General features: G+C 63.7%; 24 protein-coding genes and 1 pseudogene. 13 read left to right on the top strand and 12 right to left on the bottom strand.

What is annotated here, in order from left to right; genetic code table 11:
- Genes nuoL through PHA81_RS04130 form a run of 3 tightly spaced genes read left to right on the top strand, consistent with a single transcriptional unit; the run spans nucleotide 1 to nucleotide 5,010 of the window.
- On the top strand, nucleotides 1-2,013 hold the full coding sequence (gene nuoL / locus PHA81_RS04120; RefSeq protein WP_005044537.1) for an NADH-quinone oxidoreductase subunit L: 2,013 nt from the start codon (nucleotides 1-3) through the stop codon (nucleotides 2,011-2,013).
- Nucleotides 2,014-3,537 carry a NuoM family protein gene (locus PHA81_RS04125; protein ID WP_005044538.1) on the top strand — a complete coding sequence of 508 codons (1,524 nt, stop codon included), beginning with the start codon at nucleotides 2,014-2,016 and terminating at the stop codon, nucleotides 3,535-3,537.
- The gene (locus tag PHA81_RS04130) at nucleotides 3,538-5,010 is read left to right on the top strand and encodes an NADH-quinone oxidoreductase subunit N (protein ID WP_005044539.1); all 1,473 of its coding nucleotides are present in this window, start codon (nucleotides 3,538-3,540) and stop codon (nucleotides 5,008-5,010) included.
- A gap of 626 nt (nucleotides 5,011-5,636) precedes the next feature.
- On the opposite strand, the gene PHA81_RS04135 is transcribed toward PHA81_RS04130, so the two are convergent.
- Together PHA81_RS04135 and PHA81_RS04140 are read right to left on the bottom strand one after the other, a co-directional pair.
- Nucleotides 5,637-6,893, bottom strand: coding sequence for a Glu/Leu/Phe/Val dehydrogenase (locus PHA81_RS04135; RefSeq protein WP_005044541.1), 1,257 nt, complete (start codon nucleotides 6,891-6,893; stop codon nucleotides 5,637-5,639).
- Nucleotides 6,894-6,970: 77 nt separating this feature from the next.
- On the bottom strand, nucleotides 6,971-7,819 hold the full coding sequence (locus PHA81_RS04140; protein WP_049910229.1) for a CoA ester lyase: 849 nt from the start codon (nucleotides 7,817-7,819) through the stop codon (nucleotides 6,971-6,973).
- A gap of 117 nt (nucleotides 7,820-7,936) precedes the next feature.
- On the opposite strand from PHA81_RS04140, the gene PHA81_RS04145 reads away from it, so the two are divergent.
- The 3 genes from PHA81_RS04145 (at nucleotide 7,937) to PHA81_RS04155 (ending at nucleotide 11,232) form a co-directional block, all read left to right on the top strand.
- A complete protein-coding gene (locus PHA81_RS04145) occupies nucleotides 7,937-8,392 on the top strand; it encodes a MaoC family dehydratase (RefSeq protein WP_005044544.1) in 456 nt (151 codons plus the stop codon).
- 223 nt (nucleotides 8,393-8,615) lie between these two features.
- Nucleotides 8,616-10,052 (top strand): PGF-CTERM sorting domain-containing protein, encoded by a 1,437-nt coding sequence (locus tag PHA81_RS04150; protein ID WP_273835416.1) that lies wholly within the window; start codon nucleotides 8,616-8,618, stop codon nucleotides 10,050-10,052.
- A 280-nt stretch (nucleotides 10,053-10,332) separates the two neighbouring features.
- Nucleotides 10,333-11,232, top strand: coding sequence for a PGF-CTERM sorting domain-containing protein (locus PHA81_RS04155; RefSeq protein WP_273835418.1), 900 nt, complete (start codon nucleotides 10,333-10,335; stop codon nucleotides 11,230-11,232).
- A gap of 190 nt (nucleotides 11,233-11,422) precedes the next feature.
- Here the strand turns inward: PHA81_RS04155 and PHA81_RS04160 are convergent, their stop codons facing one another.
- The 3 genes from PHA81_RS04160 to PHA81_RS04170 all read right to left on the bottom strand — a co-directional run bounded on the left by PHA81_RS04160 (nucleotide 11,423) and on the right by PHA81_RS04170 (nucleotide 15,332).
- Nucleotides 11,423-12,172 carry a ribonuclease H-like domain-containing protein gene (locus PHA81_RS04160; RefSeq protein WP_005044547.1) on the bottom strand — a complete coding sequence of 250 codons (750 nt, stop codon included), beginning with the start codon at nucleotides 12,170-12,172 and terminating at the stop codon, nucleotides 11,423-11,425.
- Between the two features lie 80 nt (nucleotides 12,173-12,252).
- Nucleotides 12,253-14,028, bottom strand: a complete 1,776-nt coding sequence (locus PHA81_RS04165; RefSeq protein ID WP_005044548.1) for an acyl-CoA carboxylase subunit beta — start codon at nucleotides 14,026-14,028, stop codon at nucleotides 12,253-12,255.
- An 86-nt stretch (nucleotides 14,029-14,114) separates the two neighbouring features.
- A complete protein-coding gene (locus tag PHA81_RS04170) occupies nucleotides 14,115-15,332 on the bottom strand; it encodes a hypothetical protein (protein WP_005044550.1) in 1,218 nt (405 codons plus the stop codon).
- 135 nt (nucleotides 15,333-15,467) lie between these two features.
- On the opposite strand from PHA81_RS04170, the pseudogene PHA81_RS04175 reads away from it, so the two are divergent.
- Nucleotides 15,468-16,187 (top strand): annotated as a pseudogene (locus tag PHA81_RS04175) (ABC transporter ATP-binding protein); the annotation flags it as partial.
- Nucleotides 16,188-16,336: 149 nt separating this feature from the next.
- Nucleotides 16,337-17,593, top strand: a complete 1,257-nt coding sequence (locus PHA81_RS04180; protein ID WP_049910231.1) for an ABC transporter permease — start codon at nucleotides 16,337-16,339, stop codon at nucleotides 17,591-17,593.
- 62 nt (nucleotides 17,594-17,655) lie between these two features.
- On the opposite strand, the gene PHA81_RS04185 is transcribed toward PHA81_RS04180, so the two are convergent.
- The 6 genes from PHA81_RS04185 to PHA81_RS04210 all read right to left on the bottom strand — a co-directional run bounded on the left by PHA81_RS04185 (nucleotide 17,656) and on the right by PHA81_RS04210 (nucleotide 21,814).
- On the bottom strand, nucleotides 17,656-18,132 hold the full coding sequence (locus PHA81_RS04185) for a hypothetical protein (RefSeq protein ID WP_152424509.1): 477 nt from the start codon (nucleotides 18,130-18,132) through the stop codon (nucleotides 17,656-17,658).
- Entirely contained in the window at nucleotides 18,129-18,542 is a 414-nt protein-coding gene (locus tag PHA81_RS04190) for a hypothetical protein (protein ID WP_005044553.1), read from the bottom strand. The genes PHA81_RS04185 and PHA81_RS04190 overlap by 4 nt, the downstream gene beginning before the upstream one ends.
- A 117-nt stretch (nucleotides 18,543-18,659) precedes the next feature.
- Complete coding sequence (locus PHA81_RS04195; RefSeq protein WP_005044554.1) at nucleotides 18,660-18,833, bottom strand: hypothetical protein; 174 nt, start codon at nucleotides 18,831-18,833, stop codon at nucleotides 18,660-18,662.
- A gap of 1 nt (nucleotide 18,834) precedes the next feature.
- Nucleotides 18,835-19,728 (bottom strand): fructose-bisphosphatase class I, encoded by an 894-nt coding sequence (locus tag PHA81_RS04200; protein WP_005044555.1) that lies wholly within the window; start codon nucleotides 19,726-19,728, stop codon nucleotides 18,835-18,837.
- A gap of 4 nt (nucleotides 19,729-19,732) precedes the next feature.
- Nucleotides 19,733-20,527, bottom strand: coding sequence for a class I fructose-bisphosphate aldolase (locus PHA81_RS04205; protein ID WP_005044557.1), 795 nt, complete (start codon nucleotides 20,525-20,527; stop codon nucleotides 19,733-19,735).
- Nucleotides 20,528-21,175: 648 nt separating this feature from the next.
- On the bottom strand, nucleotides 21,176-21,814 hold the full coding sequence (locus PHA81_RS04210) for a helix-turn-helix domain-containing protein (protein WP_005044558.1): 639 nt from the start codon (nucleotides 21,812-21,814) through the stop codon (nucleotides 21,176-21,178).
- Nucleotides 21,815-21,902: 88 nt separating this feature from the next.
- Here PHA81_RS04210 and paaA point away from each other — a divergent pair, with 88 nt between their 5' ends.
- Genes paaA through paaE form a run of 5 tightly spaced genes read left to right on the top strand, consistent with a single transcriptional unit; the run spans nucleotide 21,903 to nucleotide 24,615 of the window.
- Nucleotides 21,903-22,847 (top strand): 1,2-phenylacetyl-CoA epoxidase subunit PaaA, encoded by a 945-nt coding sequence (gene paaA, locus PHA81_RS04215; protein WP_005044559.1) that lies wholly within the window; start codon nucleotides 21,903-21,905, stop codon nucleotides 22,845-22,847.
- A 2-nt stretch (nucleotides 22,848-22,849) separates the two neighbouring features.
- Nucleotides 22,850-23,164, top strand: coding sequence for a 1,2-phenylacetyl-CoA epoxidase subunit PaaB (gene paaB, locus PHA81_RS04220; protein WP_005044560.1), 315 nt, complete (start codon nucleotides 22,850-22,852; stop codon nucleotides 23,162-23,164).
- Nucleotides 23,164-24,024, top strand: a complete 861-nt coding sequence (paaC, locus tag PHA81_RS04225; protein ID WP_005044561.1) for a 1,2-phenylacetyl-CoA epoxidase subunit PaaC — start codon at nucleotides 23,164-23,166, stop codon at nucleotides 24,022-24,024. Before paaB ends, paaC begins: the two co-directional genes overlap by 1 nt.
- A complete protein-coding gene (paaD, locus tag PHA81_RS04230) occupies nucleotides 24,017-24,439 on the top strand; it encodes a 1,2-phenylacetyl-CoA epoxidase subunit PaaD (RefSeq protein WP_005044562.1) in 423 nt (140 codons plus the stop codon). The genes paaC and paaD overlap by 8 nt, the downstream gene beginning before the upstream one ends.
- Before the next feature lie 2 nt (nucleotides 24,440-24,441).
- Nucleotides 24,442-24,615, top strand: coding sequence for a 1,2-phenylacetyl-CoA epoxidase subunit PaaE (gene paaE / locus PHA81_RS04235; protein ID WP_005044563.1), 174 nt, complete (start codon nucleotides 24,442-24,444; stop codon nucleotides 24,613-24,615).
- Between the two features lie 1,014 nt (nucleotides 24,616-25,629).
- Here the strand turns inward: paaE and PHA81_RS04240 are convergent.
- Nucleotides 25,630-25,866 (bottom strand): hypothetical protein, encoded by a 237-nt coding sequence (locus tag PHA81_RS04240; protein WP_005044564.1) that lies wholly within the window; start codon nucleotides 25,864-25,866, stop codon nucleotides 25,630-25,632.
- Nucleotides 25,867-25,931: the final 65 nt, after the last annotated feature.

The raw sequence follows: 25,931 nt of genomic DNA on the forward strand, positions 1-25,931 counted from the left end.
ATGGTGGCATTCGACTACGCACCCGCGATTGCACTCCTGCCCTTTGCATCGTTCGTGATTGCACTCTTTGGCGGCCGATTCCTGCCGAAGAAGGGCGCGTTCGCGGGTATTCTCGCGACGGCCGGCTCGCTCGTGCTCTCGATCTGGATGGCGCTCACTGTCGCCGGCGGCAACACGTACAACCAGGAACTATACACGTTCGTCGCCGCCGGGGAGATCGAACTCCATCTCGGGGTGCTGATCGATCCGCTCGCGGCGCTCATGCTGATCATCGTCTCGCTGGTCGCCCTCCTCGTTCACGTGTTCAGTCTCGGCTACATGAACGACGAGGGCGAGCCGGGACTGCCCCGGTACTACGCCGGGCTCGGCCTCTTCACGGCGAGCATGCTCGGGTTCGTGATCGCCGACAACCTGTTCATGGCGTTCATGTTCTTCGAGATGGTCGGTCTGTGCTCGTGGCTGCTGATCGGTCACTGGTACCGCGACGACGCCCCGCCGAGCGCGGCGAAGAAGGCGTTTCTGGTGACTCGCTTCGGGGACTACTTCTTCCTCGTCGGCGTCGTCGGGATCCTCGCGACGTTCAGTACCGCGAACTTCGCCGGTGAGGAGAGCTTCCCTGGGCTGGCCGAGGCGGTACTCGGCGGGGGGAGTGCGGGCGCGGTCTCGACCTTCGGGTTCGCCCCCGAAACGTGGTTCACGATCCTTGGTCTCCTCGTCCTCGGTGGCGTGATCGGGAAGTCGGCGCAGTTCCCGCTCCACACCTGGCTCCCCGACGCGATGGAGGGCCCGACGCCTGTTTCGGCACTGATCCACGCCGCGACGATGGTCGCCGCCGGTGTGTATCTCGTCGCCCGGATGTACGGCTTCTACGCCCTGCTGCCCACCGTGCTCGCGATCATCGCGTTCATCGGCGGGTTCACCGCCCTCTTTGCGGCGACGATGGCGGTCGTCAAGCGTGAGATCAAGCAGGTGCTCGCGTACTCGACCATCTCACAGTACGGGTACATGATGCTCGCACTCGGTGCCGGTGGGTACGTCGCCGCGACCTTCCACCTGATGACCCACGCCTTCTTCAAGGCGCTGCTGTTCCTCGGTGCCGGCTCGGTCATCATCGCGATGCACCACAACGAGAACATGTGGAAGATGGGTGGGCTGAAGGATCGGATGCCCGTGACGTACTACACCTTCCTCGCGGGCTCGCTCGCGCTCGCCGGAATCTTCCCGTTCGCGGGCTTCTGGTCGAAAGACGAGGTGCTCTACGAGGCGCTGATCCACGGGCTCGGATCGAGCCCGCTCTTGCTCGGTGCGTACGCCATGGGGCTGCTCGCGGTGCCGATCACCGCCTTCTACACCTTCCGGATGGTGCTGCTCACCTTCCACGGCGAACCACGCAGTGAGACGGCTAGAAATCCACACGGAGTCGGCTGGAACGTCAAAGCTCCCCTCGTCGTGCTCGGGGTGCTGGCGGTCGTCGCCGGCTTCATCAACATGCTGCCAGTACAGAAAGTTCTCGGGATCGAGGGGATCGACTTCCTCCACCAGTGGCTCGACGGCGGGTTCGAGGGGCTGACTGCCCACCACTACGGTGACCTCACTGGCTACACGAGCGGCTACATCGGCAGCGAGTCCATAACTGTGCTGCTCGGCGTGGTCGTCTCGCTCGGGCTGGCGCTCGCCGGCGCGGGTCTGGCCTACACCCTCTACCGCGGCCCCGATCCCGACCACCACACCGATCGACTCGGTAACGCGAAGACGGTTCTCATGAGCAACTACTACCAAGACGAGTATCAGGTCTGGCTGGCCGACGCGACCGCGCGGGTCGCCCGCGCGGCCGACACGTTCGACCAGGGTATCATCGACGGCACCGTCAACGGCGTGTCGAGCGTGAGCCTGTTTTCGGGCAGCCGGATCAAACGGATTCAAACTGGGATCGTGACGAACTACGCTGCGCTTCTCTCGCTCGGGCTGGTCGCGCTGCTGGTGATCTTCGGCCTGATCGGGGGGTGGTTCTGAATGCTGATCGAGATCCTGCTCGCGCTCTGTCTGCTCGGCGCGCTGGTCGTGTTCGTCCTCCCGGACGACTACGCACCTGTCGGCGCGCTGGTCGCGAGCCTCTTCCCACTGGTGACGAGTTTCCTGATGTGGTTCGGGTTCGACGGCTCGGGCAACGCCTTCCTCGAAGGTGGCACGCTGGCGTACGAGACGATGGCCCAGTGGATTTCGGTGGGTCCGTACGCGATCAACTGGCACGTCGGTGTCGACGGGATCAGCATGCCGCTCGTCGTCATGACGACCGTGCTGACGACGCTCGCGATCCTGACGGCGTGGACGCCGATCGACGAGCGCCGTTCGCAGTTCTACGGCCTCGTTCTGTTCCTCGAAACCGGCCTGCTCGGCGTGTTCGTCGCGCTCGACTTCTTTGCGTGGCTCGTCTTCTGGGAGATCGTGCTGATCCCGATGTACATGCTGATCGGGGTCTGGGGCGGCCCTCGCCGGAAGTACGCCGCGATCAAGTTCTTCGTCTACACCAACGTCGCGACGCTCGTGATGTTCCTCGGCTTCGCCGCGCTGGTGTTCGGGCTCGGCGATGCGGTCACGAGCCTCGACATGCCCGCGATCGCCCAGGCGCTCCGGGCTGGCGAGCTCGGCTCGCTCGGCGGCGTCGGACCGGACACGCTCAAACTGATCGCGTTCGTCGCGATGTTCGCCGGCTTCGCGGTCAAAGTGCCGATCGTGCCGGTCCACACGTGGCTGCCCGACGCTCACGTCGAGGCCCCGACGCCTGCATCGGTGTTGCTGGCGGGCGTCCTCCTGAAGATGGGGACCTATGCGCTGCTCCGATTCAACTTCACGATGCTGCCCGATACGGCCTCACAGCTCGCGCCCTACATCGCGATCCTCGCGGTGGTGAGCGTGATCTACGGCGCGATGCTCGCACTCGCCCAGCAGGACCTCAAACGGATCGTGGCGTACTCGTCGATCTCGTCGATGGGGTTCGTCATTCTAGGTCTCGTGGCGTACACCGAGTTCGGTCTGGGCGGGGCGACCTTCCAGATGCTCTCGCACGGCCTGATCTCCGGGCTGCTGTTCGCGTGTGTCGGCGTGATCTACAACACGACCCACAGCCGGATGGTGGGCGACATGGCGGGGCTCGCCGACCGGATGCCGGTCACCACCGCCATGTTCGTCGCGGGCTGTTTCGCCTACATGGGGCTGCCGTTCATGGCGGGCTTCATGGGCGAGTACTTCATCTTCCAGGGCTCGTTCGCCGCCGACTTCGCGGGCTCGATGGTGTTCACCGCGATCGCGATGTTCGGCATCGTGATCGTGGCGGGCTACCTGCTGTACGCGATGCAGCGCACGCTGTTCGGTGAGTTCCGACTCGACACCGACTACACGATCGGCCGGGCTGCCTTCCACGACGTGGTGCCCCTCGCGGTGCTCGTGATCTGTATCATCGGACTCGGCACCGCGCCCGACGTGTTCTTCGGGATGATCCAGGACGCGGTCGGTCCACTGCTGGGGGGTGGTGCCTGAATGGCACCCCTGACCGCGCTCGCGCCGACGCTGCTGCTCGCTCTGACCGCGCTCGCGCTGTTCGTCATCGACAGTATCGCCCCGCACTCGAAGAACCGTACGCTGTTCTCGGGAACCGCGACGGTCGGCTCGCTGGCCGCGCTCGTCGCCGCCGGCGCGCTGCTGGTCACCGGGACGGGAACCAACGGTGGCGTCCAGTTCTACGGCGGTCAACTCGTCGTCGACGGGATGAGTCTCTTCTTCACGATCATCTTCACGAGCGTCGCGACGCTCGTGACGGTCGCGAGCTACGACTATCTCGCGGGCGAGACCGAGCAGGCTGATTACTACACGCTCGTGATGCTCGCCGCGACCGGGATGACGCTGCTCGCCTCCGCGGGGAGCCTCGCGGTCGCGTTCGTGAGCCTCGAACTCGTCTCGCTGCCGACGTACGCTCTCGTTGCCTTCCTGAAGGACAACCGTGGCAGCGTCGAAGCAGGACTGAAGTACTTCCTGATCGGCGCGCTCTCGTCGGCGATCTTCGCCTACGGGATCAGCCTCGTCTACGCCGCCACGGGAAGTCTGCTGTTCAGCGACGTCGCCGAGGCTGCTGCTGAAACCGATCTCACGGGCGTGCTCGGGATCGGCGTGCTGATGGTGCTCGGCGGGTTCGCGTTCAAGACCGCGAGCGTCCCGTTCCACTTCTGGGCACCGGAAGCGTACGAGGGTGCGCCGGCTCCGGTTTCGGCGTTCCTCTCCTCGGCCTCGAAGGCCGCCGGGTTCGTGGTGGCGTTCCGGGTCTTCACGGTGGCGTTCGGGCTCGACATCACCTCCAGTGTGGACTGGGTGCTCGCCTTCCAGATCCTCGCCGTCGTGACGATGACGCTCGGCAACTTCGCGGCCGCGACCCAGGACAACGTGAAGCGGATGTTGGCGTACTCGTCGATCGGTCAGGCGGGCTACGTCCTGATCGGGCTGGCGGCGCTCGGCGGCGGGAACAACCCGTCGGTGCTCGGGATGAGCATGGTCCACCTGTTCGTCTACGGGTTCATGAACACCGGTGCCTTCCTGTTCGTCGCGCTGGTCGAACACTGGGGCTCCGTGGGCAGGACGTTCGAGGACTACAACGGCCTCGGGCGTGAAGCACCGATCGCGTGCGTCGCGATGACGGTGTTCATGTTCAGCCTCGCGGGAATCCCGCTCGGCGGTGGGTTCCTCTCGAAGTACCTGCTGTTCTACGAAGCGGTCGGTGCGGGATTCTGGTGGCTCGCCGCCGTCGGCGTCGTCAACAGCGTGCTGTCGCTGTACTACTACAGCCGGGTCGTGAAGGCGATGTGGCTCAACGATCCGTCCAGCGATCTTTCCCTCGGTAGCTATCCGATCGGGCTGTACACCGCGGTGGTCGCCGCCGGTCTGGTGACGGTGCTCCTGATCCCTGCGTTCGGGCTCGTCACCGATCCGGCCATCGACGCTGCCGCCGCGCTGTTCTCCTGACGTTCTGTCATCGAGTTTTTCAGCGACGGACGAAACGTCATTTTCGCGATTCACTGATTGAGAGTCGTCAGTTCGATAGCGACTGCTATCGATGCTCGTCCGCAGAGCGTGCAGTCGATCCGTATTGGCGATGAGCGCTCGAACAGCCATCCTGAGTGGCGGTGCTGTGCGGTAGCGGTGGCTGTGCGGAAGCTGTGTGGTGGCGATGCAGAAGCTGTGTGGTGGCGGTGCGGAGGCGGAAGGAAGCCACGCGGCCGCGTTTATCGCGGCCGCACGGGGAGGGAGGGGGCTTGAGCGCGTGCCGAGCGTCCGCGAGCGATAGCGAGCGGACGAAACGGGCGAACGGCGCAGCCATGAGCCAGGCTACGCGCCCGGCGCGCGCAATCGCGGTGCTGTGCTGCCTGGTGGTGCTGAAAAATCTCCGATTTTCGCATGCCAAAAACGCCGCTCTGCGGCGTTTTTGAGCAACATGAAAAGGGCGAGGCGCGCCGCCAAGGCGCGCCGTCGTTCCGCTTCGTCTGCTCGCGGGCCGAAGGCCCGCTCGCATGGTCCGAGGGACCGGAGGTCCCTCGCTACTCCACGACGAGCCTCACGCTCGCTTTGCTCGCGTGAGACGCCGAGGGCTTTCAGGGGAACGTACCGCCCTCTTCGTGGGCGTCGAGGATGCGTCGGATGGCGACGACGTAGGCTGCCATCCGGAACGTCGGCAGATCGCGGTTCTCGAACGTTGCGACGAGCCCGTCGAAGGCGTTCACGATCACCGTTTCGAGCTCGTCGTTGACGCGTTCCTCGGACCAGTAGAACCGCCGGCGGTTCTGGACCCACTCGAAATAGGAGACCGTGACACCGCCGGCGTTGGCGAGCACGTCGGGGAGGACGTAGACGTCACGGTCGGCCAGGACCTCGTCGGCCTCGGGGGTCAGCGGCCCGTTCGCAGCCTCGACGATCACGTCGGCGGCGACGTCTGCCGCAATGTCGGCATCGATGGCGTTTTCGAGCGCTGCGGGAATCAGGAGATCGACGTCGAGGGTGAGAAGCTCTCGGTTCGAGAGTTCCTCGTCGGCGTCGGCGTACTCGGCGACGCTACCGGTCTCGTTTTTGTGGTCCTTGACCGCTGCGGCGTCGAGCCCCTCGTCGTTGTACACTGCACCGCTCGAATCCGAGACCGCGACGACGGTCGCACCGCGCTCGTCGAGGAGGCGGGCGGCGATCGCGCCGGCGTTGCCGTAGCCCTGCACGGCGACCGTCGCGTCCGCGACATCGGTGCCCAGATAGTCGAACGCCTCGCGCGCGGTGAGCATCACCGATCGACCTGTGGCCTCGACGCGGCCCTCGCTGCCGCCCGACGCGATCGCCTTGCCGGTGACGGTGCCCGGTGCAGTCGTGTTTTCGAGGGTCTCGTAGGTGTCCTTGATCCAGTTCATCTCGCGCTGGCCGGTGTTGACGTCGGGTGCGGGGATGTCCCGATCCGGTCCGATCAGCGGTCGGAGCTCGGTCGCGAACGAACGGGTGATGCGTTCGAGCTCCGCTGTGGAGTACTCTTTCGGATCGATAATGATACCGCCCTTCCCACCGCCGTAGGGAATGTCGACCACCGCGCACTTGTACGCCATCCAGCCCGAGAGTGCCTTGACCTCGTCGCGGGAGACGTTCGGGTGATAGCGGATGCCCCCCTTGTAGGGACCGCGGTCGCCGTTGAACTGCGACCGGAAGGCTTTGAACGTCGCCAGCGATCCGTCGTCGTCCTCGATCGAGAGGGTGGTTTCGAGCACGCGCTCGGGGTGTTTGAGCCGTTCGAGCTGATCGTCGGACACGTCGAGGTGGGCTGCGGCGTCGTCGACCTGTTCTTGGAGACTCTCGAACGGGTTCACCTGCTCGGACATGGTCCCATGTCGCCGAGCCGCCTGTTAAGCGTGTCGAGATACATATCGAACGTGCAATATTGATATGTGTAAGGTTGTCAACGATCGGTGGCGTCCGCCCGTTCGATCACCCGTTCGGCCTGGGTGATCAACGGTGCGTCGATCATCTCACCGTCGACCCGGAAGACGCCTCGACCGTCGGCGTCGGCTTCGGCTCGCGCGTCGAGCACGTGCTCGGCCCACTCGACACGCTCCGGATTCGGGGTGTAGGCGTCGTTGATCGGCCCCACCTGCGCTGGATGGATCGCCATCTTGCCGTCGTAGCCGAGGTCGACGGCGAACTCGGTTGCGGTCCGGAGTCCTTCCTCGTTTTCGATATCGGTGAACACCGTATCGATGGCGTCGACGCCGGCCGCGCTCGACGCGAGGACGGCGTGTTCGCGGGCGTAGAGCACTTCCGTCCCTTCGCCAGTTCGGCTCGCGCCGATGTCGGCCGCGAGATCCTCCGCGCCGAAACACACCGCGGTGGTGGGCTCGGCGTCGGCAATCGCCTCGGCGTGGAGGATTCCACGGGCGGTCTCGACTAATGCGAACACGGGGAGATCTCGACCGCGCTCGGTGGCCTCCTCGGCGAGCGCGCGAACGTCCTCGCGCGTTTCGGCTTTCGGTAGCATGAGTGCATCGAGACGGTGCTCGTCGGGTGTGTCGTCGAGGAGGACGTCGAGATCGGCGGTCGGATCGGTGGCACTGACCCGAACACAGACCTCACAGTCGGGATCGAACCCGGACGCCAGCACGTCGGCGACCGCCGCGCGGGCCTCGGATTTCCGGGCGGGTGCGACCGCGTCTTCGAGGTCGAACACCACGACGTCCGCGCCGGTTTCGGGAGCCTTTCGGCACATCTCGGGTCGATCGCCGGGCGAGAACAGCACGCTTCTGCGAGCCATACGGAGGCTGGGGCGGCAGGGGGTTTCAACGATGTGTCCGACGCACCGTCGACGGCGGCGGCGCTGTGGCGGCGGCCCACCGGTGGCTTTTCGGGCCGAGCGTGCGAGCGGATCCGTATGGTCGGACGCTACTACGAGGACTACGACGAAGGCGAAACCATCGAGCACGACAAACGCCGGACGGTGAGCGAGGCCGATAACCAACAGTTCTGTGATATGACGATGAACCAGCAGCCGCTCCACCTCGACACCGAGTTCGCCGGGGAGAGCCAGTTCGGCGAGCGCCTCGTCAACGGGCTCTACACGATGAGTCTCGCGGTCGGCCTCACGATCCCCGACACGAGCGACGGCACCATCGTCGCCAACCTCTCGTACGACGACGTCGAACACCCGGCCCCGGTTTTCCACGGCGACACCATCCGTGCGCATTCGACCGTCGTCGAGAAACGCGAGACCAGCGACGGCGAGCGCGGCGTCGTCACGATGCATGTCGAGGCGTTCAACCAGGACGACGACCTCGTCTGCGAGTTCGATCGAACCACGCTCTCGCTGAAACGCGAACACGTCGAGTGATCGGCCGATTCGACCCGTCGATCGATCTCCCCGGACTCCACTGGACTCCCGGAAACGAGCCACGGGCCAGCAGCGCGGATGGGTGTCACCAAAAGGGATTTATTACGATAGCGTGTGGAAGACAGCAACCTCCAACAGCAGGATGGCAGCGTGATGGAATCTCGACTGCTGGGGATCCGGACACGTCGATCGTCCATCGTCGCTGGGAGGAAAAAATCGAACAATGACACGAACGAACGAACGACACCGAAGTTTGCTTCTCGCCGGCCTGATCGTCGTGGCGGCCGCCGTCGGTACCGTCGGCGCGGTCGGGACGGTCGGCGCACAGGACGCCGGCAACGAGACCGACGAGAACGCGAGCGAGGAGGACTTCTACAGCCCCTCGGCTGACGATCCGCTGAACGCCCGATTCAGGGACTGTTGTGCGAACACCGTCGACTCGACCGACGGCGACGTGCTCAACCTCAACATCGTCTACGGGCCGGCACAGGAGTCCTACGACGTCGAAGTCTCCGCCTCGAACCTCAGCGACGAGCAGGTCGACGCGATCACGTACGGCAACGACACGGACCTCTCGCCCGCTGACCTCGAACGGACCGACATCATCGGCATGGACTTCACTGACGTCCCGGCCGGCGAGTACGAGTTCACCGTGACCGTCGTCGGTGAGGACGCCGAGACCACCGTCCCACTCGAAGTCACCGGCGAGTCGGCGACCGAAGATACGTCGAACCAATCGGCACCCGACGAAACGACGACTGCCGAGGAAACCACGGCAGCGAACGACACGTCGGCCAACGAAACCGAGGCGAGCAACGCGACGACGATGGCCAACGAAACGACGACTGACACCCCGACCAACGGGACGACGACCGACGCGACGACCAACGAGACTGGAAACGAGACCGAGATGGGTGTCGAGAACGGAACGATGACGAACGGGACGAGCGCGAACGTGTCGGTGATGGCGGAGTCAGACTCGGCGAACGCGAGCGCGAACCACACGGTGTCGGCGGTCGTGACGGGCGAGAACGCGACCGGGAACCTGACGGAGGTCACGGTGAACTACGGCGAGGCGAACGTGAGCTTCGGGCTGGTGTTGAACTCGCTGTACTCGGTGAACGTGAGCGGTGAGGACATCACGGCGAACGCGACCGCAGCGACCTATGGGCCGGACGGCCAGAACCTGACGATCGGGTTCGACGAGACGATGGAGGTCAGCGAGGGCGACGAGCTCACGATGACCTACGGCGGCGTGACGAACCCCACCGAGATGGGTAACTACACGGTCGGTGTCGCGGTCAACAACGGCTCGTTCGCGAACACCACCCTCGACGTCGGCGAGGCCAACGAGTCGATGATGACCACCACCGGTGGCACCGAAACCACCGAGAACGGTACCGAGACGAACGAAACGACCGGAACGATGGGGACGACTGAGGCCGAGATGGGGGCCACTGTGAACGAGACACAAGCGACCCAGGGTGAAGCAACGACTGCCGACAACGACGACACCGCTGCTGACGATGAGACCGCTGCGAACGGAACGAACGGCAGCGGTGGCGCGGAGACGACGGCAGCAGGTGGGCCCGGCTTCACGCTGGTCGCCGGTGTGGTGGCGCTGCTCGCGGCCGCACTCGTGGCTGCACGCCGCGACTGATCGTCGACCGATTCGCGATGGGTTTTCCTTGACTTTCCGTTTCTCGTGGCTGTACCGTCGGACGAACGTCCGGCTATCCGATGAATGAACGGCCACCGATACCGGTTGCCGATCGTTCGTCTCGTGGGCTGGTACATAATACCAAAAGGATTTTACGAGGTCGGTGTATCTCAGTCATCGAAGTCACTCATGGGTGGTGGCGGCCTCTATCGCCGGCGATCGTTTCGGGCGATCCGGCTCGGAACGTCCATCGCTTCCATGACACGACAATATACGAAACATGACACGAACGCATGATACACGTCGGAGCCTGTTCCTCGCCGGGCTGGTAGTGCTGGCAGCCGCAGTCGGCACTGTCGCCGCGGTCGGAACGGTCGGCGCACAAGACGCTGGCAACGAGACTGGAAACGAGACGACGATGGCGAACGAGACCATGGCCAACGAAACCATGGCCAACGAAACCATGGCGAACGAGACGATGACGAACGGAACGAGCGAGAACGTCTCGATCATGGCGGAGCCGAACTCGGCGAACGCGAGCGCGAACCACACGGTGTCGGCGGTCGTGACGGGCGAGAACGCGACCGGGAACCTGACGGAGGTCACGGTGAACTACGGCGAGGCGAACGTGAGCTTCGGGCTGGTGTTGAACTCGCTGTACTCGGTGAACGCGAGCGGTGAGGACATCACGGCGAACGCGACCGCAGCGACGTACGGCCCGGACGGCCAGAACCTGACGATCGGGTTCGACGAGACGATGGAGGTCAGCGAGGGCGACGAGCTCACGATGACCTACGGTGGCGTGACGAACCCCACCGAGATGGGTAACTACACGGTCGGTGTCGCGGTCAACAACGGCACGTTCGCGAACACCACCCTCGACGTCGGCGAGGCCAACGAGTCGATGATGACCACCACCGGTGGCACCGAAACCACCGAGAACGGTACCGAGATGACTGAATCCACCGAGGATGGTACCGAAATGACTGAAGCCACTGAGGGTGGAGCTGAAACCACTGAGAGTGGGGCCGAAACCACTGAAAGTGGCGGTGAGAACGAGACCGACGCAAACGCCAGCGGTGGCGAAGAGACGACTAGCGGCAACGGTCCGGGCTTCACACTGGTCGCCGGTGTGGTGGCGCTGCTCGCGGCCGCACTCGTGGCCGCACGCCGCGACTGAACCCGCTCGACGCATCGTTCAACGACTTTTTTGCGGCTTTTCGGGATGGCGTTCGGATGGACTGAGTGCCACGGCGACGGATCTCACCCCACGCCGTAACGAACACGAGCGTAGCGCCGGCTACTGGATCACTGGCATATTGCTGTCTCGGAGTACTGCAGTGTGGTTGGTGTCGAGCCGGTCGGTCTGCTTACACGCCGTCGTGTGCGGTGAAGATCTCGTCGTGGAGCCGATCGGCGACGATATCCAGCAGCGATTCGAGGTTTGCCGTATCGGCACGGTTGTACGACACCAGCGTCGAGAGCGCCTGCTCGTCGCCACGTTCGTACTGGTGCCACAGTCGGACCGCGTCCCGACCCGAGAGCTCCGGCTGATCGCGATCGATCCCGACCGTGCGCTCGATGTTCTTTAGGCCGCCTGTGAGGTCAAGCTGCCGACATGGGTACATGAGATCGATATGTGGACGATCGATGTCGAGATCGAACGACTGTTCCAGGAACGGGACGTCGAAGCGCTTGCCGTTGAACGTCACGAGGAGGCTGGCGTCGGCGAGCTGTTCTTCGACCGCTGTCCGGGTGAGATCCTCTCCGCGAACCAGCGTCGTCGTCTCGCCGGCACGGTGAAAGCTCACGGTCGTCACGTCGCTGTGACGTGCGTCGAGTCCCGTGGTCTCGATGTCGAAAAAACAGGTCGCGTCGCGGAAGTTCTCGTAGAGCCGCCACCGGCTGGCCGAGGGAAACGCTTCGTCGAAGAAGGCCGCGTCGCCCGCGTCGAGGCGGTCACGTGCGGTCGCGATGAACTCGTGGATGCGGCGCTCGGTCGTCGTGCCGACGGTCGAGCCGTCGAACGCGTCCCAGTGGGTGACGCCGTCGTTCCAGAGCCGGCGTTCGGTCGCCTCGCCCACGCCATGGACGGGAATGAAGCTGTTCTCGATGCGCACACTCTTCGATGGAACGGTGTCGACCTAAACGCTTCTCTCGACGCTCGCGAGAAGCCACTTCCCGTCTTCGATGGGTGCGGTTAGAGGACGGTGCCGTGTTTCTTGTCGGGCAGCGATTTCTCGACGTCCTCGTAGAACGCGAAGCGTGCGGCGAGCTCCTCGCGGAGGTCGCTCGGCGGCACGATCTCGTCGATCACCACCTCGTTCGCCATCCGGTGGATGTCGATGTCCTCGCGGTACTCCTCGCGGAGTTCGGCCTCGCGCTCGGCGCGCTCGTCGTCGTCCTCGATGTCGTCGAGCCGGTTGCGGTAGACCGCGTTGATCGCTGCCTCGGGACCCATGATGGCGATCTCGCCCGACGGAAGGCCGAGCGTCGCCTCGGGATCGTAGGCCGGCCCACTCATCGCGTAGATCCCCGCGCCGTAGGCCTTCCGGAGGACGACACACTGCTTCGGGACCGTCGCCGACGACGTGGCGTAGATCATCTTCTTGCCCTGTTCGAGGATGCCGTCCTTCTCGACCTGCGAGCCCGCCATGAACCCCGGCGTGTCACAGAGATACAGTAGCGGAACGTTGTAGGCGTCACAGGTCCAGACGAACTCCGCGGCCTTCTCGGCCGCGTCGGGGAAGATCGCGCCCGCGCGGTGGGCGGGCTGGTTCGCGACCACGCCGACGGGCCGGCCGTCGATCCGACAGAACGCGGTGACGATCTCCGGGCCGTACTGCTCACGGAGTTCGAGCACCGAGCCCTGATCGGCGACGCGATCGATCACGTCGTGGACGTCGTACCCCTTGTTCGGTCGTTCGGGAATCACCGAATCGATCCCGTCGGGCGATCGTGCGGGCGGAGCACTGTCGGAGTGGGGTGGTTTTTCGTCCGAGTTGTCCGGCAGGTAGGTGATGAGTTGGGCGACGAGCTCGCGGGCGTGCTCTTCGTCCTCGGCGACGAGGTCGGCGCTGCCCGACTCTGCGGCGTGGACCTGCGCGCCGCCGAGATCCTCCATGCTGATCTCCTCGCCGGTCACCATCTCGACCATTCGGGGGGAGGCGATCGCCATCGCGGACATCCCCTCGACCATCACCGTGAAATCCGCAAAGACGGGCGTGTAGGCTGCACCGGCGATACAGGGGCCGTAGAGCACACAGATCTGTGGGACGCGCCCCGAGAGCATCGAGTGGTTGTAGTAGTATTTCCCGATCCCCTCGCGGTTGGCGAAGAACCCGGTCTGCTGGTCGATCCGCCCTCCGGAGGAGTCCATCAGATAGAGGACTGGCTTGCCGGTCTTGAGCGCGCGCTGTTGCATCCGGAGGAACTTCTCGACGCCCTTTCCGGCCATCGAGCCCGCCTTGACGGTGAAGTCGTTCGCCATCGCGTGGATGTCCCGGCCCTCGAACTCTGCCGCGCCGGTCAGGAGGCCGTCCCCCGGTAGCCTCGTGTTCGGGTCCGATTCCTCGACTTCGGGACTGTCGGGATGCCAGTCGTCGAAACCCGCGAACCGGCCGTCCTCGAAGCTGAATCCGCCGTCGCCGAACCAGAGGTCGAGCCGGTCGCGGACGAACAGTTTGCCCTGGTCGTCGAGACGCTCCTTGTACTTCTCGGGACCGCCGAGTTCGATGTCCGCGATCTCCTCGCGCAGGCGTTCCTCGCGTTCGGTCGGGCCGTGATCCGACGCCCCACCCGACCCACCAGAGTCGCGTGGTTCGGATGACTCGGACTCGGGTGGCTCAACGTTCGCCGTGGATTCTTCGGCGTCACCGACGTAGACCGTGACGCTCTCGCCGACGTGTTCTGCCAGCGCACTGCCGACGACACGTGCCTCCTCGTCGCTCGCGTCCCCACCGATGCGGATGTCCATGTTCTTCGATGCGCAAGAATTGCGGAAAGGGTTTTCCATGCTGGCCCGCGCCAGGCGGATGCGAAACCGTTGCTACCCGAAACGCCTCACCCCGAGACCGCTTCCGCGAGCGCGACCGTCTCGTCGGTCGTCTCCTCGCTCACGACTGCGTGGGTGATGTCACCTTCCGTCCAGACGACGACTGTCCGTCCTTCGAGCGTGGCCGCGGTGGCGTCGTCGCCGTTCACCGAGACGGCAGTCCCGTTCAGTTCGTCGTAGGGGAGGCTCTCGGCGTCGGTCGTGAGGAGCGTGGCGTTCGACGCCCCGTCGACGTACTGCTGGGCGACGGTCGTCCCGCCGCCGGCGTTGGTGACGGCGGCCCCCTCGAACGCGAACGCGTCGGCATTGAGCGTCGGCAGGTCGCGGTCGGTCGCGTCCTGTGCCGCCTCGAATTCATCATAGGTCGTCGATCCGACCGCGCTATCGCGGGCCGCGGGCGGCGCGAACGTGCTCTCGTCGATACTGACGTTGAACCGCTGGTCGTCGTAGCGCACGACGGTCGCGTTCGTGCCGTCGCTCACGCGCTGTTTGAGTACCCGGTCATCCTCGGTCGCGACCCAGACCGTCCCGGTGGCGTCGACACTCTCGTTTTCGTGCTCGATTTCGACGACGTAGGCCTCGGTCCCGTCGACTGTCTCGGTCCCAGTCTGGGTCGCAGTGAAGTTCGTTTCGGACCAGTTCGCGGGCATCGATCGCTTCGCGTCCGTCCACTCCGTCGTCAGCGACTCGCAGTCGACCGCGGAGACGTTCTCACGGATCGCCGAGACGTTCGCCTGCACCGCCGAGGCGTTCACGTCGTCCGGAAGAGCGGACCGATTCGGCGGCTCTGCCTCGCCCGCCTTGCTCTGGACGGCTTCACAGACCTCGCTTGCGTCCCACGACGACGCGTTCTCGACGTTCCACGCGCGCTGGACGCCGACCGCGGGAGCGGAGACCCACGCGACGCTGTCGTTCGTTCCGGCGGTCATCGTTGTGCCGTTGTACGTCGCGCTCATGCGTGCGCCCTCCTCGGCGAGCGCGTACTCGACGGTTGCCGAGCGTTCGTCGGTCGCGTTCGAGACGGTGACATCGGCGCTGCCGGTCAGGGTTTCCGCGCTCCGATACTGGTCGTGGGCGTTCTCCAGAACCGTCTCCCCGGACGGTCCGTCGGTGGTCGACTGGGCGAACGCCACGCCGCCGACGGCCCCCACCACGAGCACCAGCGCGAGGGCGATGGCGGGCGAGACGCGCCCGCGGTTCCCGCGACTGTCCTCTTGGTCAGCCATTGAAACACGTTGGAACTTGGCGGGTAAATACTCACCGTCGGTTGTCCCGATGGATCGTCGTGAAAGAATCCCGCACCGCCGCGGCGGCGCGAACCCCGACAATCTTCATGGTTCTGAGTCCCGTAGCGACTCCCAGTGAGCCAGCCTGCCTCCACGACGACATCGGCCGAGGACACAGCCGTGGTTCGCCTCGCGGACGTCCGGAAGACCTACGATCTCGGCGGCACCGTCGAGGCGCTCGCCGGCGTCTCGCTGACGCTCGACGAGGGATCGTACACCGCCGTGATGGGACCGAGCGGGTCGGGCAAGAGCACCCTTTTGAATCTCGTGGGTGCGCTCGACACGCCCGACGAGGGCAGTGTCGAGGTCGCGGGCCACGACATCGATACCGATTCCGAGGACGACCGTGCCGCGATCCGTGGGACCGAGATCGGGTTCGTCTTTCAAACCTTTAACCTGATGCCACGATCGAACGCCGTCGAGAACGTCACGCTTCCGCTCGTGTTCGACGACTGGTCGCGCGATCGGCGGCGCGAGCGCGCACAGGAAGTACTGAAACGGGTCGGGCTCGGCGACCGACTCGACCACCGTCCGACCGAGCTTTCGGGGGGACAGCGCCAGCGGGTCGCGATCGCGCGCGCACTCGCGCCCGATCCTTCGGTCGTGCTCGCCGACGAACCCACGGGCAACATCGACACCGAGACCGGCAGCGAGATCATGGCGCTGCTCGGCGAGGTACACGCCCGCGGGAACACCGTCCTGCTCGTGACCCACGAGCGCCGGATCGCCGAGCACGCCGATCGGATCGTCCATATCCGCGACGGCGTGATCGAATCCATCGAGTCACTCGATGGCACCGATGAACGCGATCCCACCGATCGACACGGCAGCGACGGCGTCGATGGTTTCGAGGCCGAGTCCAGCGGGCGCGGCGACGAGTCGGCGCGCGATCGATCCGAGGAACGCGAGTCGGCAGACGGTTCGGCTGGGCGGGGCGAGTGACGATGGATTTCAGGGAAACCCTGCGGATCGCGAGCCGATCCATCCGGTCGCACAAGCTCCGCTCGGTGCTGACCGTGATCGGTGTCGTGATCGGGATCGCGTCGGTGGTCACGTTCGCCACGTTCGGGGCGAGCGTTGAGGCCGACATCGTCGGCGACATCGGGAGCACGTCCGCGAGCAACGTCTACGTTCTGCCGACGCCGGGCGGCGAGGACGATGGCGGCGGTGGCCCCGGCCCGGGGATCGGGGGACTCGCCCAGCCGGTGTTTACGGACAATGACGTCACGCAGTTGCGCGAGATCGACGGCGTCCGCCAGACGCTGCCACGGGGCAACGTCCGGGTGAACTCGCTCAGCTACGCGAACGACACCGTCTCGCGGAATCAGATCACCGCGACCACGCCCGCTTCCTTCCCGGCGGACGCCATCGTCGAGGGCCGGGCGTTCGAATCGGGCGAGCAGGAGGTGGTCGTGAGTGAGGCCGCCACCCAGGCCTTCGAGACGAACCTCTCGGTCGGTGACAGTCTCTCGATCACCCGCGCGAACGGCGAGCAGGCCAGTGTCGCGGTCGTCGGGATCGCAAACCGGACGGCCGGCCAGTTCTCCTTTGCCTCCTTCGGTGGCCAGCCCCGATTTTACGTCCCGATCGAGCCGTTCTACCAGCGGACGGTCGAGAGCCCCTCACTCGGGGTGAACCAGCGCGCTTACCCACAGGTGACGGTCGTCGCGGAGCCGGCACGGATCAACACGGTCAAGAACGACGTTCAAGCATTCCTCGGGGACTCGGACGCCGCGGAGCTGAAGCCCGAGTCGGTCGAGCTGTCGGCTCAGACCAGCGGTGACTTCGTCGAGGACATCCAGGAGATCATCAATCAGGTCACGCGCTTCGTCACGGGGATCGCGGTGATCGCGCTCATCGTGGGGGCGATCGGGATCGCGAACATCATGCTGGTGAGCGTCACCGAACGCACCCGCGAGATCGGGATCATGAAGGCCGTCGGCGCGCGCAACCGCGACGTGATGGGGCTGTTCCTCGCCGAGGCCACAGTTTTGGGCGGGGCCGGAGCGATCGTCGGTCTTCCATTGGGTCTCGCGGTGGCCTACGGCGCGACGGCGTACGCCGAGGTGGCGTTCACACCGGCGTACGTCTGGTTCGCCATCGCGGTCGGCGTCGGCGTGCTGGTCGGCGTCGTCGCCGGCCTCTACCCGGCGTGGCGCGCGGCCCGCGTCGATCCCATCGACGCACTCCGGTATGAATAGAAGCAGATCAATTCACAGTTCCTGTTCCTCGAATTGGGTTCGAATATGATGGTTGGATCACCTCATTTTATGCTGATTTCTGGAGCGGAATACAGCTTTGATTCGATCAGTTCACAGTCTAAATCGTAGCGACGAAGTACCCTTTCTACGAGGTCGGAAAACCAATCTGGCGCAATAGGAGAGATAACAACTCTTTCAATCAACGTGTCCTTGTCGACATCTACATAAAATCCAGATCCTAAGTCTTCATCATCGTCTTCTTCAGAAAAGTACGAAGCTCTGAATTCATTTTCGTGTTCAAAGCTTTCACGTTTGTGATATATTGCTGGCAAATTACCTTGAGGTATCATATCTTCATCGTAGTCAATGTAATCTACTCTGCCAAGCACGAACTCTCGCTGGGATGGTTCCAAGGCTTGGTGTAATCTATCTACGGTCGTTCGAACTGCAACTCCTTCCCGTGCGTCCACATATTGTTCCCAGAGAGCTGCAGACTGGTGTTCGTTGACATTCCAACAATTCACGTAAGCACCTGTCACCGAAATGTTTCGCCAACCACGCGCGTTTTCGAAAATTTCAGAGCGGTTTCGCGCGATACCTCAAAATTATCGACTAAATCCTCTATTTCGGACTCTAAGTTAGCTTCTGGAGTCGTACCTTCGTACGGATCATTGAATTTATTGACGTTATTGAACCATATTTTATCACGCTCTAGAATGGACAGTAACTGTGTAAAATTCAGGTAGCGCCAGATAAACGCATCAGATGATGGCTTTGGTGGGGACCAAACATCATTTTCAGTCTCTCCAATATTCAACACGTACTCAATTATGCCTTTTAATTCCTCATCTTCTAAATCTGTATCAACTATTGGAAAAACCAGACCGTCCGTTGCATCGTAGGCAAATTGTCGTTCCCCTTCCTCTTCATGAATCTCTATCTTTGACATTGCTTGTGGTTATCGTTTGCAACATTGTATATGTGCGGCTTTTCATTGAATCAAGAGACTGCCGAATTATTGAAGTGTCGGTATAGCAGTATTTCCCTCAATATAGTCTCGTGGCGATCAATCCACCTCAGTGACTATTTCTCTTTCGTCCTGCTGGAGTCGCTTTCGAACCGCACGGACGCCGGTCACGAGAACGGCGACGGCACCGATGACTGCAGTACCGATCGCCAGCACCCACGGCCCTCGTGGTTCCCACGCATCATCGTCATCGGCATCCGAACGATCGGCCATCTCACTCGTCGCCGCCGATCGCCGCCTCCAGGCGATCGATCAGGTCAGCGTCGCCGAGGTGGACCGGGACCCGATCGTGGAGGTCGTCGGGCTCGACGTCGAGTAGCGAGCGCTCGCCGTCCGAGGACTTCCCGTCAGCCGACTCCACAATGTACGCCATCGGGTTGCCCTCGAACTGGAGCCGGAGTTTTCCTTCGGGCGCGGAGTCGAGCGCCGGATAGGCGAACACGCCGCCGTAGGTCATCACCTGGTTCACATCGCCGATCATCGCACCGCCGTAGCGGAGCTTCAGCGAGGCGTCCGACTCGACCTCGCGCGCGTACTCGGTGAACTCCCCGGTCCAGTCGGGCACTCGCCCGCCGAACCCGTACACCGTCGGATCGTCCGGCAGGACGACGTCCTCGCGAGCGGTGTGTCGTTCGCCGTCGTCTACCACGTACTCCGTCACACTTCCGTCGACGGCAGCCACCATCGTCGTGATCGGGCCGAGGAGGACGTAGGCGGCGGCGACGAGGTCGCGACCGCTTGCGGGGAGCGGAGCGTCGTACACCGCGACGATCGTTCCCATTGCGTTGTTCGGTTTGAGATTCGAGGAACCGTCGAGTGGATCGACCGCGACCGACAGTTCACCGCCACCGCTACTGCCGTCCGCCGCTTCGTCGTCGCTCTCGACGACCGCCTCGCGTTCCTCGCTCGCGTAGCTGTCGACGCCGTCGATCGCGAGCAGTCGTTCTTCGAGGAGCTGGTCGGCGTGAACGTCCGCCGCGAGCTGGTCTTCGCCGCTGGGGTTCTCGCCCTCGACGTACTCGCGCCGGCCGACGAGCCCCTCGCGGATCTCGGGGGCCGTCCCGGCGACGGTGTCGAGGATCGCCCCGATCGTCGATGCGTGACTCATTGGCTCAGTCGAGCGCGGCGTCGACTGACGCCTCCTCGAAGATGACTGCTTCGAGTGCGTCGAGGAGCTCGGTCGGGTTCTCGCGCTGCCAGATGTTCCGGCCGACTGCGAGCCCCGCACCACCGGCGTCGATCACGGCCTTCACGTTCTTGAGGAACGCCTCGTCGGAGACTTTCGACCCGCCGGACATGATGACGCTGGTGCCGTTGGGTCCGCCCGCGGCCCGAACGGCGTGTTCCATCGCGTCGCGGCTGCCGGGGTATTTGACCTTCGCGACGTCGGCCCCGAGTTCGAGCGCCTGGCGCGCGGCGTAGGCGATGGTCCCTGGATCGGTGTCGTCCTTGAGTCCCTGGCCGCGGGGGTACGACCACATCACGGAGGGGAGATCGTACTCGCGGGCGGCCTCGTGGGCGTCGCGGAACTCCTCGGCCATCTCGATCTCGTGGTTCGATCCCCCGTAGAGGGTGAATCCGATCGCGTCCGCGCCCAGCTCGGCGGCGTACTCGACCGAGCAGTTGACCGCCGAATCGGGCTCGCCCATCCAGAGGTTCGAAGTGCCGTTCAGCTTCGCCAGCAGGGCGACGTCATCCTCGTAGGAGGGGTAGTACCCCTCCGCGATCCCCTTCTGGACCGCGATCGAGGTGACCGCGTCGTGGGTCGCGACGTCGAAGACGGTCTGGGGGTCCATCCGCTCTTCGAGCCCTTCGAAGTCGGTCGGGCCGTGTTCGAGACCGTGATCGTAGGCGAGGATCAGGATCTTGCCGTCGCGCGCGATCGCCGAGTCGTCGAGTGCGAGCATACGTGAACCACCCGCGATGGCGACTAATAGTTTGTGTGAAAGACCGGGACACCCGTCGATGTGTCTCGTGGGTTGCGGTCGGGCAGTGGCGCGCGGGAGCACGCCGTTTATTGGCGCGCAATTCTCGTGCGGAGGTCTGCGCGAGCGGTGGGCGGCGCGAGTCGAGCGAGACGGCGAGCCGTCTCGCTGACCGTGCGAACGGGCCATGCGCGGCGCTACGCGCCGCGATTCGAGGCGGCTCCGTCGCCTCGCGCCGCCCGCGAGCAGAGCACGACCCGTGAGCGAAACGAGTGCAGGCTCGTCAGAGCGAAGCTCTGACGGTGGATGACTGAGTGAACGACCAGCGGGAGTGTGCGAAGGAGTCGGCTGGGGAGGAGTGTGGCTGCGGTCTCTCATTTGCATCGTGGTCGTCGTCGTCGAAACGATACCGTCACCAAATCTACGACGGATTTGCACATTCTCCCAACAAACAGTATCATCCTCATCCAGTAGTGGGAACGAGATGGTGGTTCGGCGAAAGTCCCTCGTCACACGGGGCTCGGTGGGGGTAACTGCTCGTCATCACCACCAACCGACCGTAACACAGCGGGGAACAAAAACTCCCTGTCGTGCGGCTCGGCTCGGGTCGGGTGGTTCGAACGAGTGCTGCTACGCGAACACCTGGCCGAACAACGCGCTCTGGCCACGGTGGAGCCGTTCTAAGAACGCTGACTTGCTGATGTCGAGTTCCGCCGCTACCTCCGCGGCGGTCGCCCCGCGCGGCACGGCGAAGTAGTCCATCCCGACGGCGGTTCGAAGTGCCTCCTCCTGGCGCGGCGTGAGGTCCCACTGCTGGACCACCGTGCTCTCCTCATCCGCACCCAGCGGGTAGGTGCGTTCGAGCGTGACGCCGACGGTCTCGCCGGCCGTGTCGAGCACCCCGCGGAGCACCTCTTGCCCCACCACCGCACCGGTGAGCGTCGCGCTGCCGTCGCGATACCGGAGTGATTCGACCATGAACCCCGCGCTCACGAGGTCGTGGACCACGCAGAGGTGTTTCGAGAGACACCGTCCGTTCCGCCGGCCGTCGACCGACGAGACGTGGAGATATCGGATCCGGTCGTCGGCGTCGAGTGTCGTCACGAACTCCGTGGAGTCGGGTGCGGTGAACCGGAGAAGTGCGTAGCCGTCGGCCCGGAGCTGGGGCGGCCGCGCGTCGACGGTCACGCCCGCTGTGCGCGTCGCATCGGCCAGCGGACAGTCGTCGTCCTTGACCTGGAATTCGACCACGAGGCACTCGTCGATCATGGGGACGGTACCGTGCAGACCAATATAAACCCCGTTCATGAACGGGTCAAGGTCTATCCGGTCCCGCCTACAAGATGGTGACAGAACGATGGATCTCGACACCGTAAAGGAACGCGCTGGACCGCGGGAGTTCAGCCCGAAAGACGACATGCCCGAGGAGTACCGCAAGGCCGCGACCCGGATGATCCAGTTCCACGCGAACTCCGAGATCATGGGGGCGTACCTCGAACGGCCGTTCATCCGGGAGGCTCCGAGTCTGGAGCGCAAACTCGCGTACTCGGCGAAGGTCCAGGACGAGCTCGGCCACGGCCAGCTCCTCTATCGGGCCGCCGAATCGCTCGGGATCAAAAGTAGGGATCAGATGCTCGACGAGCTCGCCAACGGCGAGGGGAAGTTCCTGAACTGCTTCCACTATCCGATGGACTCGTGGGTCGAAGTGCCGATGATCGCCTTCTTCGTCGACGGAGCCGCGATGCGCCGCCAGGCCACCCTCCGGCGGTCGAGCTGGGAGCCCTATGCCCACGCGATGGACAAGGTCTGCTTCGAGGAGGGGTTCCACATCAAACACGGCGAGAGCATCCTCGCCGAACTCGCGAGCGGCTCACAAAAAGAGCAGGAGATGGTCCAAGACGCCTTCGAGACGTGGTGGCCCCGTATCATCCAGTTCTTCGGGCCGACCGACGACAAATCGACCCACCACGACTTCGCCGCCGAGGTCGGGCTGAAGCAGATGACGAACGACGGGCTCCGCCAGGCGTTCCTGAACTCCTACGTCCCGAAGGCGAAGGAGTACGGCCTCGAGATCCCCGACACGCCCACGATCGAGCACGACGAGGACTCGAACACCTACGAGATCGCCGAGGACGAACTCGACTGGGACGAGTTCTTCACGGTCTCGAAAAACGAGTACGAGGGTGGCAAGCAGCAGATCAACGCCCGCAAAGAGGCCCAGGACGCCGTGGCGTGGGTCCGTGAGAGCCTCGACGAGTACGAGACCGCCACCGGCGGCCACGCGCCGCAGGCGGCCGACTGATCATGATCTGGGAAGTCTTTCGCCAGGAGAAGCAGGGCGAGTACCACACCCACTGCGGGAACGTCCACGCGCCCGATCGCGACATGGCGTTGATGTTCGCCCAGATCCAGCACGCCAGACGCAAGCCGACCCATAGCCTCTGGGTCGCCCCCTCTGATGAAATCAGCGAGGTCGACGAGAGCGAGGCGGCGTTCGGTGGGGCGACCAACAAAGCCTACCGGTGGGCGACGAGCTACAACATCGAGCCGGTCGCCGAGGAGGTCGCCGACTCCGAGAGCGAACAGGCCGAAGCCGAGCGTGTCCGAGGTGAGAACTGATGGCCGCTACCGCCGATCTCTCGGCCCCCGGAGAGCTCTCGGACCGTGAGCGCGAGGCGATCGAGGCGCTGCTCTACCGGCTCGCCGACGACGAGTTCGTGATCGCGGACCGGTACACCGACTGGCAGGTCCACGCACCCACGATCGAGTCCGACATCGCGATCGCGAACATCGCCCAGGACGAGCTGGGTCACGCGCGGCTCTGGTACGACCTGCTGGAGGATTTCGGCTATACGGAGCCCGACCTGATCTGGGAGCGCGATCCCGACACCTTCCGGCACAGCACGCTCTGTGAGCTCCCGTTCGCCGAGGGTGACTGGGCCGACGCGATCGTTCGGTCATACCTCTACGACGAGGCCGAGCACCTTCGATTGGAAGCGCTCGAAGACTCGTCCTCGCCCCGCATCCGCGATCGCATTGGAAAAGTCACGAGCGAGGAGGACTACCACCGCGAGCACGCCGAAAACTGGCTCCGCCGGCTCGCGGGCGGCGACGAGGGTCGCGAGCGTGTTCAGGATGCCGTCGATCGGCTGTTTCCGCACGCGCTGTCGCTTTTCGAACCCGTCGGTGAAATCGAGGACGACATCGACGATCTCGGGCTCCGGACTCGAACCCTCGAAGACATGCGGGCGGAGTGGATCGAGACCGTCACCGACACGCTGACCGGGATCGGGATCGATGTCGAGCGCCCCCGCGTCAAGGACGGCCGCGTCGCCGAGGAGGACCTGCCTGAGCACGTTGGCCGCGACGGCGACCACACCGAGCACTGGCGCACGCACTTCGACGAGATCACCAACACGTACCGCGAACTCGATCGCCACGACGCCACCCGGTTGATGGAGGACCCCGACGATGAGTAGCGAGATCGACGCCGTCCCCGATCCGGACGCCGAGTACTGTGCGTACACCGACTACACCGACGGCGAGGAGATCGAAGGACTACCCGCAACCGGTGAAGGCACGGAGGGCACCGAGCGCGACGTGTGGGATGCGCTCTACGACGTCCAAGACCCCGAGATGCCGATCAGTATCGTCGATCTCGGGCTGATCTACGGCGTCGCCGTCGACGAAGGCCGTGCCGCGATCGACATGACGCTGACCTACACCGGGTGTCCCGCCCGCGACATGCTCCGCGACGAGATTCGTGAGGCCGTCGCCAGCGTGTCGGGGATCGAATCGGTGGACCTCCGGCTGGTCTGGAGTCCCGAATGGTCGATCGAGATGGTGACCGACCAGGGCGAGGAGGACCTTCGCGAGTTCGGACTGAGTATCTGACCATGCCATCCAGAAACCTCGATCCGAGCGTCGATACGACCGGCAAGCACGATCACGCCGAGTGCCCGTACTGCGGATCGACCGAGACGGAGCGCGAGCACCCGAAAGGGCCGTCGCTCTGTCGCTCGATGCACTACTGTCACGACTGCGAGCAGCCGTTCGAGAAGTTCGAATAACCGCCACCCGTCGCGGCTCGACGGCGACACGCTGCATTCGTCCGTTCCATACCCGTCGATACGCCTCTGGGTGTCGATCCTCCAAGATTTCTTCCGATTCGACCACCGGTCGTCTCAGCTCACCGTCAGTATCGCCACAGACCAGATGTACTGAATAATGTTATAATACTCTACCCACCTATGCTGAGCACTTCCGACACTATATGAGATCAATTTTCGTCACCAATACTCGATCGATTCGATGCTAATCGGACTGTAGCGGCCACTTGAACGAAATATAGGAGAATAAGCGACGATTACCGACCCATACCTGGTGTAGAAAACAGAGAAGCAGGTATTACAGTATTTGGGGGAATTTACAGATAAGTTCGCATAGAACGAGGAGTATGGTCAGGTATAGAATAAAAGTAGCGAAATATACTATGTTATTCGATATATGACTCGATACAGAAACGAAAATTAGTGTGCAATCTATTCTGATCTATTACTTCTCAAAGCGCGACCCGTTCGAGCTTGTAACAACCGTAGTGCTGTTCTAGAAACGCCATCGTCGGGATCGGTTGATCCGAGCTATTCGGATAACGCGGATCTACGGGAGCACCCTGAGCATCGGAAACGCCGATCCAGCGTTCGCCTCCACGACTGCGCCGTGAGCTTGGTCGGACATGATGTCGATCGTCCTCTCTTGTCACCTCCTGAAACATCTCGCACGTTGTTCGAAAACGTACACAGTTTAGATCGCCATAAAATTCGAAAACGCCTAATCTCGGCGCGATAAGGATAAAGATCGCAATTGCGATCCAACGACGGCCCACGAACACTGTCCAAGCTATTCGAACGTTCTGATCCACGATCCATTGGTTGGCGGAACGCCTCTGTTGGGATCGTCGCTGCTGGCAGTACGATTACCGGCCGATTTCGACCTCGCTATTCGAGAGAAGTTCGGACGAACCCCGTCGTTCGGCGTCCTTCACCTCGGATGGCCGTTGTGGCGGCGCTACCCGCTCTGGACGTTCACCGGGTAGCCACGAACGATTCGAGACAGGCTGTGTCACACGTGGCGAACTCCTCGAAGGTCGATGTCGTGCTGGCGTCGGTCCGGAACAGTAGCCGCTTGTGGCGGCTCCCGGTCTCGATCTCGTCGCCGCAGCTCGCACATGTGGCCGGACACCCCACGAAGACCACCCGTGTCGAGACCTGCTCGACGCGTGGATGACTCGTGGAGAGTCGGCTTTCTGGCGCTGCTGCCATCGATACCAACTTCGTTCTCCGGTCGCTTAAAACGTGCTGTTCGTGCCGTTCGCTATCGGATCGTG

Origin of the sequence: Halococcus sp. PRR34, from assembly GCF_028617175.1 — an archaeon.
Classification (GTDB): Archaea; Halobacteriota; Halobacteria; order Halobacteriales; family Halococcaceae; genus Halococcus; species Halococcus salifodinae.

Bases quoted from the DNA above. Each gene is read 5' to 3' on its own strand.
- PHA81_RS04135 (WP_005044541.1), bottom strand. From the start codon at position 6,893: ATGTCCGAGCAGGTGAACCCGTTCGAGAGTCTCCAAGAACAGGTCGAC.
- PHA81_RS04150 (WP_273835416.1), top strand. From the start codon at position 8,616: ATGACACGAACGAACGAACGACACCGAAGTTTGCTTCTCGCCGGCCTG.
- PHA81_RS04240 (WP_005044564.1), bottom strand. From the start codon at position 25,866: ATGGCAGCAGCGCCAGAAAGCCGACTCTCCACGAGTCATCCACGCGTC.
- PHA81_RS04170 (WP_005044550.1), bottom strand. From the start codon at position 15,332: ATGGCTGACCAAGAGGACAGTCGCGGGAACCGCGGGCGCGTCTCGCCC.
- PHA81_RS04180 (WP_049910231.1), top strand. From the start codon at position 16,337: ATGGATTTCAGGGAAACCCTGCGGATCGCGAGCCGATCCATCCGGTCG.
- PHA81_RS04190 (WP_005044553.1), bottom strand. From the start codon at position 18,542: ATGTCAAAGATAGAGATTCATGAAGAGGAAGGGGAACGACAATTTGCC.
- PHA81_RS04165 (WP_005044548.1), bottom strand. From the start codon at position 14,028: ATGGACATCCGCATCGGTGGGGACGCGAGCGACGAGGAGGCACGTGTC.
- paaC (WP_005044561.1), top strand. From the start codon at position 23,164: ATGGCCGCTACCGCCGATCTCTCGGCCCCCGGAGAGCTCTCGGACCGT.
- nuoL (WP_005044537.1), top strand. From the start codon at position 1: ATGGTGGCATTCGACTACGCACCCGCGATTGCACTCCTGCCCTTTGCA.
- PHA81_RS04130 (WP_005044539.1), top strand. From the start codon at position 3,538: ATGGCACCCCTGACCGCGCTCGCGCCGACGCTGCTGCTCGCTCTGACC.
- PHA81_RS04210 (WP_005044558.1), bottom strand. From the start codon at position 21,814: ATGATCGACGAGTGCCTCGTGGTCGAATTCCAGGTCAAGGACGACGAC.
- PHA81_RS04140 (WP_049910229.1), bottom strand. From the start codon at position 7,819: ATGGCTCGCAGAAGCGTGCTGTTCTCGCCCGGCGATCGACCCGAGATG.
- PHA81_RS04145 (WP_005044544.1), top strand. From the start codon at position 7,937: ATGGTCGGACGCTACTACGAGGACTACGACGAAGGCGAAACCATCGAG.
- paaE (WP_005044563.1), top strand. From the start codon at position 24,442: ATGCCATCCAGAAACCTCGATCCGAGCGTCGATACGACCGGCAAGCAC.
- paaB (WP_005044560.1), top strand. From the start codon at position 22,850: ATGATCTGGGAAGTCTTTCGCCAGGAGAAGCAGGGCGAGTACCACACC.
- paaD (WP_005044562.1), top strand. From the start codon at position 24,017: ATGAGTAGCGAGATCGACGCCGTCCCCGATCCGGACGCCGAGTACTGT.
- paaA (WP_005044559.1), top strand. From the start codon at position 21,903: ATGGATCTCGACACCGTAAAGGAACGCGCTGGACCGCGGGAGTTCAGC.
- PHA81_RS04125 (WP_005044538.1), top strand. From the start codon at position 2,014: ATGCTGATCGAGATCCTGCTCGCGCTCTGTCTGCTCGGCGCGCTGGTC.
- PHA81_RS04195 (WP_005044554.1), bottom strand. From the start codon at position 18,833: ATGGCCGATCGTTCGGATGCCGATGACGATGATGCGTGGGAACCACGA.
- PHA81_RS04155 (WP_273835418.1), top strand. From the start codon at position 10,333: ATGACACGAACGCATGATACACGTCGGAGCCTGTTCCTCGCCGGGCTG.
- PHA81_RS04205 (WP_005044557.1), bottom strand. From the start codon at position 20,527: ATGCTCGCACTCGACGACTCGGCGATCGCGCGCGACGGCAAGATCCTG.
- PHA81_RS04200 (WP_005044555.1), bottom strand. From the start codon at position 19,728: ATGAGTCACGCATCGACGATCGGGGCGATCCTCGACACCGTCGCCGGG.